Below are 14,396 nucleotides of genomic sequence, written 5' to 3'. Positions count from 1 at the left end.
TTACGATGGCCCATTGTAGGCGATCGGCCGGTCGACCTGGGATGGTCGAGTGCCTGGAACAGCGTTGCGGATTCCGGGCAGCCATGTCAGTAATGCACGATACAGCACCGACGGGTCGACCGGCTTGGCGAGATAATCGTTCATGCCCGAGTCAAGACAGTGCTGGATATCCTCGGCGAGATCGCTGGCCGTCATGGCGATGATGGGGACGCGCCGATAGCCGGGCAACTGTCGAATGGCACGGGCGGCGTCCGGCCCCTCCATCACCGGCATCCGCATATCCATCAAGATCAGGTCGTAGGCGCCAGCGCGTGCCATGCCGACGGCCAGTCGACCGTCTTCGGCGACATCCACCGCCAGTCCAGGGCCATCGCGCAGCAGGATGAGCGCAATCTCCTGATTGATCGCATCGTCCTCGACGAGCAGGATCCGACGCCCCTGATGTGCCTGGCGTAGCGCCAGTTCGAGGCTCTCCTCGGACGCCGCCGCGCGCTCGGGCTGTCCCCGGTCACGCGGCACGCCATGGCGCAGGATCATGGTGACCAGTTGTTCGTGGTCGAGCGGTTTGGTGAGTGTGTCGACCATGCCGGCGAGCCGGCATTTCTCACGCTCTTCGGCAAGTGCGTGCGCGGTCTGGCCGATGACCGGCAAATCGAAGGCCATGGCCTGGATGCGCCGCGTCGCCTCCAGCCCGTCCATCTCCGGCATCTGCACATCCATCAGAACCAGATCGAAGGCGTCGCGTTGACGCGCGATCGTCTCGACCGCCTGCCGGCCATCGCCGACCAGGGTGAGCGCCGCCCCTTCGAGGCTCAGCATCTCCTGCAGCACCTGTTGATTCACCGTGTTGTCCTCGGCCGCGAGAATCCGCAGACCGACGAGACGGGGCTGGGCGCGCGGCGCGAACGGGCCATCGGACGGAGTGGAATCCGCCGGTGCCGCGCAGGCGCGATAGGGCAACCAGAGCGCGCAACAGGAGCCGCTTCCCGGTGTGCTCTCGATGCGAATCTCACCCCCCATGAGTGCCGCGAGGCGTTTGCTGATCGAGAGCCCGAGGCCGGTGCCGCCGTATTTGCGGGTGGTGCTGGAATCGGCCTGCTCGAAGGGCGTGAACAGGCGCTTGACCTGCTCGCGGGTCATCCCGATACCGGTATCCGTGACGACGAACGTAAGGGTATCGCCCTGCCGGTTCGCCTCCAGGACGATGCGGCCGCGATCAGTGAATTTGACGGCGTTCGAGAGGAAATTCAGCAGGATCTGCGTCAGTCGGGTGGGATCGCCGAGACAGGCGTCGGGCAAATTGGCGTCGATCCTGGCGGTCAAGACCAACCCCTTGGCGGCGGCACGCTCGGCGATCACGCCAAGGGCCGAGTCGACAACGCGCCGGGGAACGAACGGCATGGACTCGACGACCAGCTTGCCGGCCTCGATCTTGGAAAAGTCGAGGATGTCGTTGAGGATGCCAAGCAGCAGCTTGCCCGAGTCGAGGATACGCGCGAAGTAGTCCTGGGATTTGCCTTGCCCGACGCTCTCGCGCTGGCCGATTTGCGCGAGGCCGAGCACGCCGTTGAGGGGCGTGCGGATTTCGTGGCTCATGTTGGCGAGGAATTCGCTCTTGGCACGGTTGGCGGTCTCCGCGACCTGTATGGCCTTGGCAAGCTCAAGGTTGACGGTCTCCAATTCGGCCGTGCGGCGGCTGACCATGTCTTCCAGTCGATGCTGGTAGCGCGACAATTCGTCGGCCAGGCGGGTTTGTTCGGTCATGTCCCGGTCGGAGCCGCGGTAGCCGAGCAGTTCTCCATGCCTGGACAAGATCGGAACGCCGCTGCTCCGCAAGACACGCAAGGTTCCGTCCCGATGCAGACAGCGATTGTCCAGATCCCGGAAGGGTGCGCGGCGTGCCGTCAGTTCCTGCAACAGGACACCCATTCGTGCCGCTTCATCCGCCGGCATGAACGCAAAGGGCGTGCGGCCCAGCAGGGCTTCCGGCGGATAACCGAGCGCCGCCTTGACCTGTTCCGAGACATAGGTGTAGCGCCACTCGCCATCGACTTCCCAGATCCAGTCGCCGAGGGTGAAGGCGATGTCGCGGAAGCGCTGCTCGCTCTTGCGCAGGGTCGCCTCGCCCTGACCGATCCGACCGAGCGAAAAACCGATCAGCAGCAGGCCGCACAATGTCAACAGGGTCGAAATGACCGCCGTCTTCCGCCAGGCAAGGAATTGCTCCTCGACGGCCCGGCCAACCAGCACGTAGAAGGGAAAATCGTTGACTTGGCGGAAGGCAAAAATCCGGTCGACGCCATCGGTCTTGCCGATGTAGCGGATCACGCCTTGCCGCTCGCCGGCCTGAATCCGCCGATAGGGCGGCGTGTGCAGGGCCGGGTTGTTGGCCTGGGACTCGACAATCGGCCAGCGCACGACCAGCCGGCTGTCGTCGCTGCGCCGGACGCTCACCATGCCCTGTGTGCCCACCTGAATTTCCGAGAACAGCGTGGAAAAATAGTCCAGATCGATGCTGGCGACGATCGAGCCGCGAAAGTTGCCGGCATCGTCCAGCACAGACCGATACCCCAACATAATCGGCCGACCGTTATGTTTGCTCTTAAGGGTCTCGGAAAACCGCAGCTCTGACGTGGGATCCTCCCGGCTGGCACGGAAAAAGCTTCGGTCGGCAATATTCAGAATCTTGATGTCCAGCCCGCTGGTGAACAGCAAGGAGCCTTGGACATCGAACACGCGATAACCCGCCAGCTCGGGAAAATTCCGCGCCAAGGCCAGCAATTCGCCATCGACTCTCGCCCGCCGCTCGGCCGATGGCTGGCCGGTCAGGAGGTCGTCGCGGACGGTGTCGGCAATCAGCGCGGTCGTGGCATCGATCCGCCGCAGGGTGGAATCGAACGTGGAGGCGACGATATGGGCCTCGTTGGCACAGGCCGCATTGACCGACTGTTCGGTTTGATGGCGCGTGTCGATCAGGAAGTAGCCAAGCAGCGCCACGGCCAGGGTCGTCAGGATGATGAAAGCGCCGATATAGGGCTGAAATACGCCGGCCTGAGCCTTGCCGGAAGCGGCGCGCCCGCCCCGCCCATGCCCCGGCGGAGACAGGAATCGCTGGCCGGGGAATCCCGGAGCGCCGGGACTGGATTCGTGGCCGAGGGAGGTGTGGCAAGGGCGCATCACGAGCAATCGTCCTGTCGACAAACATGCGGATCAATAGAGTTTGCGGCGCATCGGCATCGCCTCATGGTTGCTCCCCGGACTGCTGAATGACGATCTCACGCGGAGGCGCGGAGGCGCGGAGGCGCGGAGTGCGCGGAGTGCGCGGAGTGCGCGGAGAAAGGCATGATAAATGATGGGGACGGCCTCCAAGGAGCCTCCCGATGGCCATCTCTCGGCGTGAACCGTCGGACCTCTTCCGACTCTCCGCGTGCTCCGCGTCTCCGCGTGAAACTTAGGCGATTTCCGGGAAAGCCCGTACCCGACCAAAAGCTCTGGAATTGGACAGGATTAACAGGATTTTTCAAGATTGACAGGATTAAAAACAATGGTTTCTATCCTGTTCATCCTGCGAAATCCTGTTAATCCTGTCCATTTTTAGTCTTTGGCATGGGTATGAACTTTCCCGGAAATCGCCTTAATGGCAGTGGTGCCTGCCCCGGTGACCGTTAGCTCAGAGTTCCATGCCGCTGCGATATTTCTTTTCGCAGCGCAGGACGAGTTCCAACGTGACGACGGGCATCCCCTCCTTGACCGCTTCCTTCTCGATGATGCGTCGGATGATCGGCCGCAGGAAGGCCGGCGCCTCGTGCACCCGTTCCTGGGCGTCCGCGCGCCAGCTCACCCCGAATTTTTTGTTGACCCAGCTCCCCGGCGTGGGCAGCGGTTCGATGGCATCGGCGATCGACAGCCCCGGATCGCCCCCGAACGCGGCCTCGGCGAACACGTCGGACATCCCCTGCCCGAAGGCACGGGTAAAGACCGGGAAGGCCGGATCGTTGCGGAAAAGTACCTTTTTCAACTCCAGCACCGCATCGCCACGCGCCTTCATGGATGTCGCGTCCCCGTCGCGCGCGGCGGGTTCGAGATAGGCCGCGCGCCAGGTCTCGACAACGGCCGCGAAGGCCGGGAGAAAACGCTCGGGTTCCAGCGGCTTGAGCGGGCAGTACAGGAGGTGGGGCGAGGTAACCGGACGCAGCCACTCAACCTCGGCGTCGGGGAGTTCCAGCGCCGCCCGCTGCATCTGCGCCACCGCGCCGAAAGGGGTCATGTCCAGCGTCGCGGAGCAGGGCGCGAGATCCAGAATAAGGAGCGTCCGCGCTGGCGGCATGCCGCCGATGTGCAGCAGGAAGGAGGGAACCGCGTACTCCAGACGCGGGTAGGCGAAGATCACCAGACCGCCTCGGCCTGGCTTGAGGGTGTACTGATGAATCATCACCCGATCGAGCTTCTCGCCCTGGTAGAGACGGGAGCGTGCCAGAATCCGCGTCTCGGCGGCCTGACGATGGCTGCTGTATTCGGTGAAGTCGTCGCGTTCCAGACAACCCTGCAAACGGTCGAGGAACAACGCCTCGAAGCGGTCCCACAGCGACGCTTCGGCGTCTGGCGTTCTATCGTCGGGCATCCCGTCTTCCATCCTCGCGCTTGAATTCGGGGACTATAGCGACGCGCCGGTTGCTTGGCAAAGTGGGCGGGGGCGAAGCAGCAATTCTCAGTATGGCTTGACGTTCGCCGTCTCCTGAAGCCGTTCGTGGCGATCCTGAAGCCGTTCGTGGTGAGGCTCTCGAACCACGAATGGCTTCACGCTCCGAGTCTGCGGATTTCCCGTTCGTCCCATTCGACAAGCCAGTCCTGAGCGACGTGCCCTGAGCGAAATCGAAGGGAGTCGAAGGGTCGAAGGGCTTTCACCCCTTCGACTCCGCTCAGGGCTCACCAAAAACGGATTCAATGTCTCCGCGAACGAACGCAATCTGAGGTATGCGTTTTTCCAAAAATCGCCTTACACCTTAGCGCTCCACGGCGACGCCGCGCCAGAACGCCACATGATCCTTGATGTTCGAGGCCGCGGGCTTGGGGTCGGGATAGAACCAGGCCGCGTCCACGTTGCAATCGTCTCCCACCACGATGTGGTAATACCGGGCCTCGCCCTTCCAGGGACACCGGGTCGTCCGCTCGCTCGGTTCCAGGAACTCGCGACGGACCGCGTCCAGGGGGAAGTAGAGGTTGCCCTCCACTTCAACGACCGCATCGCTTTCAGCGATCGTCTGATTCTTCCAAACTGCTTTGGCCATGGCGCAAACCCTCATTGGCGATACCCTGTCGATGCTGTCAATATAACGCACATTTTGTCGGCAACCTTCCGCGACCGGACCGCGACGCCTCGTTTGACCGCGCCTTCCGGAATGCCGGGCTGGCGAGGATCGGGCGCGGACCGGACGAGACGGTCCCATGCGTTTTACCGGCAATGATCATTCGCGATGCCGGCCCGCCCAACCCGATCCTGGCGCGGCAAGCGGACACCGTATACATAAGGGCGACGATGAAAGTTCCAAAAAGTCTCGAACCGCTATTGCAGGACGGTCTGGTCGACGAAGTCATTCGCCCGCTGAAAAGCGGCAAGGAGGCATCGGTCTATGTGGTGCTCTCCGAAGGCGCGGTGCGCTGCGCCAAAGTCTATAAAGAGGCCAATAAACGCGGCTTTCATAAGCAGTCGCTCTATCGCGAAGGCCGAAAAGTGCGCAATAGCCGGCAGGCCCGCGCGATGGAAAAAGGCACCCGCTATGGACGCAAGGAACAGGAAGACGTCTGGCAGAATACCGAGGTCGATGCACTGTATCGCCTTGCCGCCGCGGGCGTGCGGGTTCCGCAACCCTATCACTTTCTCGAAGGCGTTTTGATCATGGAACTGATCACGGACGAAGAGGGCGTGGCGGCGCCCCGGCTGAACGATCTTGAGTTGACGGGCGAACAGGCCCTGAAGTACCACGGAGCACTGATCGCGGAAGTGGTGAAAATGCTCTGCGGTGGGCTAGTGCATGGCGACCTCTCCGAATTCAACGTGCTCATCGACGCGCGCGGCCCGGTGATTATCGATCTGCCCCAGGCGATCGACGCGGCGGCGAACAATCACGCCGCGCGGATGCTGGAGCGGGATGTCGACAATCTGGCCGTCTACTTCGGTCAGTTCGCGCCCGAACTGCTGACCACCAGTTATGGCAAGGAGATCTGGTACCTGTACGAGAACGGCAATCTAACGCCTGACATCAAACTGACCGGCCACTTCAAAGGCCAGCATAAAAAGGCCGATCTCGACAGCATCCTGCGAGAAATCGACGATGCGCGGGAGGATGCGATGCGGCGTCGGCAGGCACGGGAAAGCTGACGGCCCGTATCCTGGTAAAATGACGCGATGAAATCCCCCGCCCGCCCGCTCCGCGCCCGCATCCATCTCGATGCGGTGCTCCACAACTATCGTTATGCCAAACGTCTGGCACCCTCGGCGCGCGCGCTCGCGGTCGTCAAGGCCAATGGGTATGGTCACGGGGCGATCTCGCTGGCGCGCGCCCTGGCAAGCGAGGCCGACGGCTTCGCGGTGGCCTGCATCGACGAGGCGATGGAATTGCGCGAATCGGGTATCCGCAATCCGATCCTCTTACTCGAAGGAGTCTTCGCGCCCGACGAGATCGCGCTAGCGGATCGCGCCGGGCTGGCCATGGTGGTCCACTCCCGTCAACAACTGGAGTGGGTGCTAGCGGCGCGTCCGTCACGTCCGTTGGAGTGCTGGATCAAGCTGGACTCGGGCATGCACCGGGTCGGGCTGGCGCCGGGCGAATTCGCTGGTGCCCATGCGGCGCTGGCGGACTGCCCCCATGTCGGCAATCTGGTCGCGATGAGCCATTTCGCGCGGGCCGACGAGCCGGAGCATCCCTACACCGAACGACAAATCGCGGTCTTCGGACAAGCGCTTGGCGGCCTCCGGATTCCCCGCAGCCTCGCCAACTCGGCCGCCATTCTGGCCTGGCCGCAAGCGCATGGGGAATGGACGCGGCCCGGCCTCATGCTCTATGGCATCTCGCCACTGCCGGACGGTCATCCGCTGGCAACACCACTGCAACCGGCAATGACGCTGGAGTCCGCCATTCTCTCGATCCGGGATCTGGAGGCGGGCGAACCGGTCGGCTATGGCGGGCGTTTCGTCTGCGACCGGCCGACCCGTGTAGGCGTGGCCGCCGTCGGCTATGCGGACGGCTACCCGCGTCATGCGCGCGACGGCACCCCGGTCGCGGTCAAGGGACGACGGACCCGGATCATCGGCCGGGTTTCGATGGACATGATCACGCTCGACCTGACCGGGATGGCGGATGCGCGCATCGGCGATCCGGTGGAACTCTGGGGCACCACCATCCCGGCCAACGAAGTTGCCCAAGCCAGCGACACCATCGCCTATCAGCTCTTCACCGGGATCGGACGCCGGGTGCCCTTGATTCATGAGGGCCTTCAAACTCAATGGAAATGATGCACGTACCGAAGATTCAGCCGCGATCCCTCCGGCCGATTCTCCGCGCAGGTCTCCCAATAGGCGTTCAGGAACAGATGATCATGCTGCGAGAAGTGATAGACAAGTCCAGGACCAATGCCTAACACCTGCTCCCGGCTGTCCGCTACGTCATGCCCATTCAACTTGCTGTCGGTGAACTGCTTAAGGTAATAGCCGTTGACCCCGACCCGCAGACGATTCGGCAACACCTCGTATTCGCTCGCGAAGTTGACATGCACCGCCTGTCCAGCCTGCGTGTCGTCAGCGCCCAGCGGTCGGTAGGGATCCTCGTTCTCGGCGTTCCACAGATAATGCAGACGCCAGGACAGGGTCCACTTGGGCATCAGAAAGGCAGTCGCGGCCCAGTAGGGATTGAACGAAAAGAAGTTGCTGCCAGGATTCAGCGCCGCATCCTCGTCGTAGTCGCCGGTCGGCAGGAGCATCTGGAACTCGATCCGCTGCACGAACCGGGGTCCGTTTGGCCCCATGATGGGATCCCACTGGAGAAAGGGACCGATCAGCAGATCGCCAAGATTGGCGCTGTTCGAGGCGAGCGCGAGATTGTCGTCGGGATCCAGATTGATGTCGGCATAGGGCAGCATCAGGTTCATGCCCCATTTGGCGCCGAACACCAGTTCCTGATTGGACTGGAACGTCAGTTGGGTAATGCCGATGTTGACATCCACCTGCGCCTTTTTCAGGGCAGGCCCGCTCGGCAGGCGCACAGGCAGGCGCATATCGTCGCCGTCCGCGTCCTTGAATCGACCGTTGCGATAAAACTGGACATATTGCTGCGCATACCAGCCGGGGCCGGCGGGAGGAGCGCCATCCAGGAAGCTGGTGAATCCAAGGTTCACGGACGGCAGGTCATAGGCGGACGCCAGCGGCGCCACGACCAATCCAAATGCCACCGTCAACGCCGTCAAGCCGGAATATCGCATCGTCGCCCCTTACTCATTGAGGATGAAAACGGGCGTCACATTACCATAAGGTTAATCAGGTCACTTCTGCTTGGTGAGACCGCGCTTGATCAGGGTCAGGAGATTCGCCCGTCGAAGTACAAGGATCCAGGCTCTTGGAGCCTAGAGCTTGATTCAAGGTAATTCCTGATGAGCCCAGAACTGAGAACCCAGTTGGACGAATGCCATCGCTGTGTGCGGTATTGAGCCCAAGACGTGGTTGCATAAACCCCTGCTCTTAGGAAGACGAAACACCGTGGGAACCGCAGAGGGGGTATTTATACGCATTGAAAAAAAACTTTTTTTTGTAATGCTTCAAAGTGCGTTCCGTAAAAACCGAATCTCAAGAGAAGCAATCCGTACAACCGGATGAAAACACGCATCGCTCATCCAAGGTGTGGGTTCCCGAGTCGGTTAACGCCGCCAATTCTCGCGAACGGCGCAGAAACTGCGGGCTGTTTCTGCGCAAAACGCGCCATTTCGCGATCAGGATTCTTTCGATGGAACGCTTGATGAATGGATCGTTTCCTGCAATTTCACAAACGCGCTGTTCGCAACCCAGCCACCGTGGTTATCGCTGATCGGGGTGATCAATCATGTACGAGACATTCGGTGCGGTTGTACAAGGTCCACGAGTCGAGTTTCATCTGTTCTTGCCGGATAACGCACGGGATCCGAGTCAATATTTCCGGGGCGGCTCTCCCCGAATCAAGCAGATCCATGTTCGCGGTGACTTCCAGGATGCGGTCGGCAGTCAGAACTGGTCACTCGACCAGACGTTCAAGATGCAGCGGCTCGAACACCCGCATGGTTGGCTGTACAAGCTTGCTATCGAGCAGGATCTGAATGACGGCTATTACCAGTACAAGTACTTCGTCGAGTTTGAGAACGGGACGCAACGTTGGGTCTCCGATCCCATCGCCAAGTATGGCGGCAATGACCAGAACGAAAATTCGGCCTTTGTGATTGGCGGTCGCCACACCGTCGTTCACCCGATTGCCCGGCGCCGACCCCCACGGGATCTCGTCATCTACGAAACGCATCTCGACGACTTCACCGCCGCCTTCCGCCACGACAAGACGCCGGTCGATGCCTTCCGGGAGCGCCTGGATTATCTTCAGGAACTCGGCGTCAATGCGATCGAATTCATGCCCTGGACGGCCTGGCCGGGAAGCGGGTTCAGTTGGGGCTACGATCCCGTCGCGTTCTTCTCGGTCGAAAACCGCTATGTAGACGATCCAGCCAAGCCGGCGGATAAGTTGGTCAAACTCATGGAATTGATCAACGACCTGCATGAACGCGGCATGCAGGTGATCATGGATGGCGTGTTCAATCATGTGCGGGCGGGCAACGACCCGAACCTGGGGTTTCCCTATCGCTGGCTGTATCAGGTGCCATCCGACTCCCCCTTCATTGGCGCGTTCGCCGGGGGCGGTTTCTTCGAGGAATTCGACTACCAAAACAACTGCGTCGCGGAATTCATCCGTGATGTCTGCCTCTACTGGCTTGACCGCTTCCAACTCGATGGGATTCGCTTCGATTACACCCTGGGCTTTTTCCGCCAGGGCGATGCCGGGGTGGGAATCGCCAAACTGATCGCCGATCTCCATCAGTCTCTCAACCAGACGGGTCGCTCGAACGTCGCCTTGTTCATCGAGCATCTGACCGACAATCGATTTGAAGCGATCCGCGATACCAACGACATCGGCGCCGCCGGGTGCTGGTTCGATCCCTTCATGTTCAAGCACTTCGAGTACTGCCGTAACGGCAATATCGATTCCGGGATTTTGCGCATTCTCAACGCCAACCTGGACTTTGCCCCTGGCAAGGAACCTGTGACCTACCTCGAAAATCACGATCATTCCTCGATCATGCAGGAGGCTGGCGGACGCGGGCGTTGGTTCAAGACCCAACCCGCGGCGATCGCGCTGATGACCGCGCCGGGAGCGGTCATGCTTCACCATGGTCAGGAGTTCGGCCAAGAGGAGTGGTTGCCGGGCAGCGGCGACGGTCGGGTGGTGCCGCGACCGCTGCGCTGGGAGGAAAGCCCGCTGGGCGGGGATGCGATCGGCACGCGACTCTTTGGGCTTTACCAGCGGTTGATCGCGATCCGTCAGCGGCATCCGGCGCTACGCTCGCCGAACTTCTTCCCCTTTCCCTTCAACCATCCGGAGGGGTATGGCGCGTTTCCCGAGCAGGACGTGGTTATCTATCATCGCTGGGGGCAGGCCGAAGACGGCGGGTTCGAGCGATTCATCATCGTCGTCAACTACTCCGACTTCGATCAGCGAATCGACATCCCCTTTGCCACCGACGGTCACTGGGAAGACCTGTTGAATGGCGGCGTTGTCTTCGTCGACAACCAGAAGCTCCGGCGTCAAAAAATCAACTCGAACTGGGGGCGGATCTACTATCGGAAGGCATAGCGGTCGTTTCGCAGGAGTGGAGGCGGACCTGTAATCATCCCCCGGCTGAGCGTTATCGCATGGCTCGATTCTGCTTATACGAGCCGATGACATAAATACTTAAATAGAAATATTTGTAAAAAACCGAAGATCGATTTTTGGCAGTGCCCCAGCCTATATGACATGGTCTAGCTTAAGCGTTTGATTAAGAAGCGCAAAAATACCTCTCAATCATATAGGCTGGGGCACTACCTTCTATTGAAGTACTTATAATGCATGACCAAACTCGGAATAATCACAAATGCAGTCGCTAGCGCAGTCTGGTCCGGATTACGCACGTCGTTTCCGGATTCTGAGCGTTTGCTAAGAGGGTGTAGACAAAATCAAACCGTTGTGGTCAACCGCCGCAGCAGGATGCGCGCCTCCGCCAGCCAAACCCAGGTTTCGGAGACCGCTGGCAGACGGTCATGATGCATGATCAATCGACGGGCACGCTCATTCCACGCATGGGTGCGCTCGACAACCCAGCGCTTCGGCAGCGGAACGAAGCCGTCGGCGTTGGCGATCACCACTCGGTCAGGCGCCCCGTCCACGTGCCAGGAGCCAACGCTTTTGTTGGCTGGATGGCGCACGACTTCCACGCGGATCGCGTGGGTCTGCTCGGTGGTTTGGGCAAATTGACCGGCGTAGGCGCTATCGACAAACAGCGTGTTGATCTGGGGGTACTTGGCGGCCGCGTCAGCGACGGCGCCCGAGGCGGCATCGCGGTCCTGAAGATTGGCCGCGACCACGCTCACCGCCAACACGAACCCCAAGGTATCGACCACCAGGCTGCGCTTGCGCCCCTTGACCTGCTTGCCCGCATCAAAGCCGCTCGGTCCACCCTGCGGCGAGCCGCGGGTCGATTGCGCATCCAGCACCGCCGCCGTCGGCGCGATCTCACGCCCCTCGCGTTCGCGCCATTGCCCCCGCAGTCGATCATGCATCTGCTCAAACTTCCCAGCCGCACTCCAACGGCGAAACGTCTTGTAGACATTCTGCCAAGGCGCGAAATCGTGCGGCAGCATCCGCCACGCGCACCCCGTGCGCACCACGTAGCAACACGCCTCCAGGATGCTCCGGCGCGACACGCGGGGCGGTTGACCCCGCCCGCCCGGCATCTCAAAGAGAGCGGCGACCAAGTCCCACTCCGCATCGGTCAGACAACTTGGGTAGCTTTGGTCGGGGTCGTGGCGACGATGCGCATCCGTATACCCATACCGACGCGGCGTTGCGCGCGCTTGCGCCTCGAGACCACTCTCGCCCCGGAGGCGCGTGACGCCCGCCTCCCGCAAGGACTTGCGAATCGTTGCTTCATGAGCCTCGATTCCCGTCCGTGCCGCGAGTTCCCGGGCAATCTCTGACAGCGTGGAGGTCGGGCGATCCGTGACAATTTGACGCAATACCGCTTGCTCCGCCTCGTGAATCTTGGGGGGACGACCAGCTTTCGACATCAGCGCACACCAGCTCAGTTGTAGACTGGTATACAAATAGCAGCTCAATTATTTTTGTCTACACCCTCTAAGCGGCGGGTTTGCAGTACGACAGGCCGAAGCTAATCTAACCGCTTCCCGCGTTGACATGCCGCCCACGATGCGAGATTGATCGGCCAAAGACAACCGCTCACTGACCATCTCAATCCCCTTGGAGCCCAATCAGTCGCCCCTCGCGCCGCTCAACACGTTGCAGGCTTGATTTCCGCCACCATCTCCGCCTTCATCAACCGCCGCGTCGGAGGGTAAGATGACCCCGCGTTCCTTGTTCCGCTACACCACCATCTGCCTAGCGGCCCTGCTCCTCGGCGCCTGTCAAACGCTCGTTCGCGAATCCGTTCCGGGTAAGTGGGTAGAACTCCCGCCAGGGAGCGCACTGCGGCTGAACCAGCCGATCCAGATCCCGCCCGGACGCACCCGCGCCTACCTCACCTCGGGCCGCTCGTCGGCCACCGACGCGAGTTGCATGATCGAGGTCAGACGCCTTGACCCAGACGAGCGTCAGACCATCCAGGCAGGGCGGTACGGGATCACGCGCGTTCAGGATTATGTGGCCTTGGTGTCCGTGGATCGGCCTCCCGGCGCGGGCGGCAAGGTCCGGTTCCAGTTGGCGAGCCATGGCGATAGCGGGGGCTCGCCGATGGTCCGGTTCGGCTATCACTTCTGGCTCGATGCGCGCCAGGATCCCAACCTGATGCGCCTGACCTGTCTTGGGCGACACGACGAGCCTGCCGCCACGCGCCCGCCGACGCTGGTTGAAATCCAGGCGGTCTTAGGCGATCAGGCGACACTGGAACTGGCTGGCGCGGCAATGCCGGGTTCCTGATTGCCGGCCCAGTGGCGCTTTTGCCTGCCGGGCGGGTTTGGTCTGATGCGGTGCGTCGTGCTTTTCAAGCAGGCGCTGGACGGCGTTTCAAGACGTCTTCGCGGGAACAGACTCGATCTCCGGCAAGATCAGTTCCCAGCACGGGCAGCGCAATCCTTGCTGGTCTTACTGGCGACATGGCCACATAGAACAGCCGGCGCTCATCGTCGTCGCGGTCTCGCCAACCGCCGCTGTCGAGAATGAGCACATGGTCGAACTCCAGGCCCTTGGCGCGGTGCGCTGTCATCAACACCAGCGGTCCATTGGGTCGCGCCTCCGCCACTGCTTTGCCGCCCCCTCCAAATTCATAGATCGATTCGATGAGATCGGCCACGACTCGCTCGCCACATGGCGCCGCCCATTCAATCTCCGAGATCAGTTGCGCCAGTGCCGCCCGAAAGGGATGCTCGATCAGGGCGTCGACCGTGACGCCATAACGCCGGCGAAACCCGCGCGCGCCCGGCTCGGCGCCCCGCGCCATGACGGCAAACCTCCCCCCATTGCCCATGGCGCACGGGGTCCAGTCCCGACAGGCGCTGGAGTTCTGCCAGAGCCATCTGGACTTCCAACCGGGGATCGCGCGGGACTTCAAAAATCCGCACCCGACCACCCGTCACCGAACAGACGATCCAAATCCGCTACCCGGCTGCCGCGAACGCCATCCAAGAGCCTCCGGCGTATCAGATCCTTCAGCTCCATGTAACGGCTCTCGCTGATGACGATCGCCGCGACCCCCAAGTCGGCAAAGGTTCGCGACTGCCAACGCGTCCCATAAGAAAACGCTAATTGACAATTCTCATTGATCTTTCAAACAAGCTCGGAAAACACCTTGCCAAGATTACACGGCCGATGATCTAATTAATTCACCGATATTTCGAGAGGATAATAGTCCTGCATGATCGATGCAGGCTGGCGCCTAGGGTGCCCGCAATTAAAGTCGAACTTAATTAAATGCTTAAATTATGTCGGATCGCAAGCTTGTCAGGCAGGCCAAGCGATTTCGCAAACGACGCAAATTGTACCAATGCGGTTTTGGTACACGGCGCAATGCTGACACAGTCACCGTGTCTGGCATGGCAATCACACCAGCACGACTGCCGC

At 61.1% G+C, this 14,396-nt stretch carries 10 protein-coding genes; 4 read left to right on the top strand and 6 right to left on the bottom strand.

The window, feature by feature from the left end; translation table 11 throughout:
* From THIVI_RS23030 to THIVI_RS18235, 3 genes are all read right to left on the bottom strand, one after another.
* Positions 1-3,177, bottom strand: a complete 3,177-nt coding sequence (locus tag THIVI_RS23030) for a response regulator (RefSeq protein ID WP_014780005.1) — start codon at positions 3,175-3,177, stop codon at positions 1-3.
* A gap of 493 nt (positions 3,178-3,670) precedes the next feature.
* Complete coding sequence (locus THIVI_RS18240) at positions 3,671-4,621, bottom strand: Ferredoxin-dependent bilin reductase/proto-chlorophyllide reductase 57 kD subunit (protein WP_014780004.1); 951 nt, start codon at positions 4,619-4,621, stop codon at positions 3,671-3,673.
* Positions 4,622-5,003: 382 nt separating this feature from the next.
* Positions 5,004-5,288, bottom strand: a complete 285-nt coding sequence (locus tag THIVI_RS18235) for a DUF427 domain-containing protein (RefSeq protein ID WP_014780003.1) — start codon at positions 5,286-5,288, stop codon at positions 5,004-5,006.
* Positions 5,289-5,536: 248 nt separating this feature from the next.
* On the opposite strand from THIVI_RS18235, the gene THIVI_RS18230 reads away from it, so the two are divergent.
* Both THIVI_RS18230 and alr read left to right on the top strand, forming a co-directional pair.
* Entirely contained in the window at positions 5,537-6,379 is an 843-nt protein-coding gene (locus THIVI_RS18230; protein ID WP_014780002.1) for a PA4780 family RIO1-like protein kinase, read from the top strand.
* A 27-nt stretch (positions 6,380-6,406) separates the two neighbouring features.
* On the top strand, positions 6,407-7,513 hold the full coding sequence (alr, locus tag THIVI_RS18225; protein WP_014780001.1) for an alanine racemase: 1,107 nt from the start codon (positions 6,407-6,409) through the stop codon (positions 7,511-7,513).
* Here the strand turns inward: alr and THIVI_RS18220 are convergent.
* On the bottom strand, positions 7,501-8,475 hold the full coding sequence (locus THIVI_RS18220; protein WP_014780000.1) for a SphA family protein: 975 nt from the start codon (positions 8,473-8,475) through the stop codon (positions 7,501-7,503). The genes alr and THIVI_RS18220 overlap by 13 nt on opposite strands.
* Positions 8,476-9,089: 614 nt before the next feature.
* Here THIVI_RS18220 and THIVI_RS18215 point away from each other — a divergent pair.
* On the top strand, positions 9,090-10,919 hold the full coding sequence (locus THIVI_RS18215; protein WP_014779999.1) for an alpha-amylase family glycosyl hydrolase: 1,830 nt from the start codon (positions 9,090-9,092) through the stop codon (positions 10,917-10,919).
* Positions 10,920-11,281: 362 nt separating this feature from the next.
* Here THIVI_RS18215 and THIVI_RS18210 read toward each other — a convergent pair whose 3' ends face one another.
* Positions 11,282-12,391, bottom strand: coding sequence for an IS5 family transposase (locus tag THIVI_RS18210; protein WP_041447215.1), 1,110 nt, complete (start codon positions 12,389-12,391; stop codon positions 11,282-11,284).
* A 289-nt stretch (positions 12,392-12,680) separates the two neighbouring features.
* On the opposite strand from THIVI_RS18210, the gene THIVI_RS18205 reads away from it, so the two are divergent.
* A complete protein-coding gene (locus tag THIVI_RS18205) occupies positions 12,681-13,256 on the top strand; it encodes a hypothetical protein (RefSeq protein ID WP_014779998.1) in 576 nt (191 codons plus the stop codon).
* 64 nt (positions 13,257-13,320) lie between these two features.
* Here THIVI_RS18205 and THIVI_RS18200 read toward each other — a convergent pair whose 3' ends face one another.
* Positions 13,321-13,887 (bottom strand): ATP-binding domain-containing protein, encoded by a 567-nt coding sequence (locus THIVI_RS18200; RefSeq protein ID WP_217160913.1) that lies wholly within the window; start codon positions 13,885-13,887, stop codon positions 13,321-13,323.
* Positions 13,888-14,396: the final 509 nt, after the last annotated feature.

Origin of the sequence: Thiocystis violascens DSM 198, assembly GCF_000227745.2 — a bacterium.
GTDB classification, from domain to species: Bacteria; Pseudomonadota; Gammaproteobacteria; order Chromatiales; family Chromatiaceae; genus Chromatium; species Chromatium violascens.
This window is presented reverse-complemented; position numbering and strand designations above follow the sequence as displayed.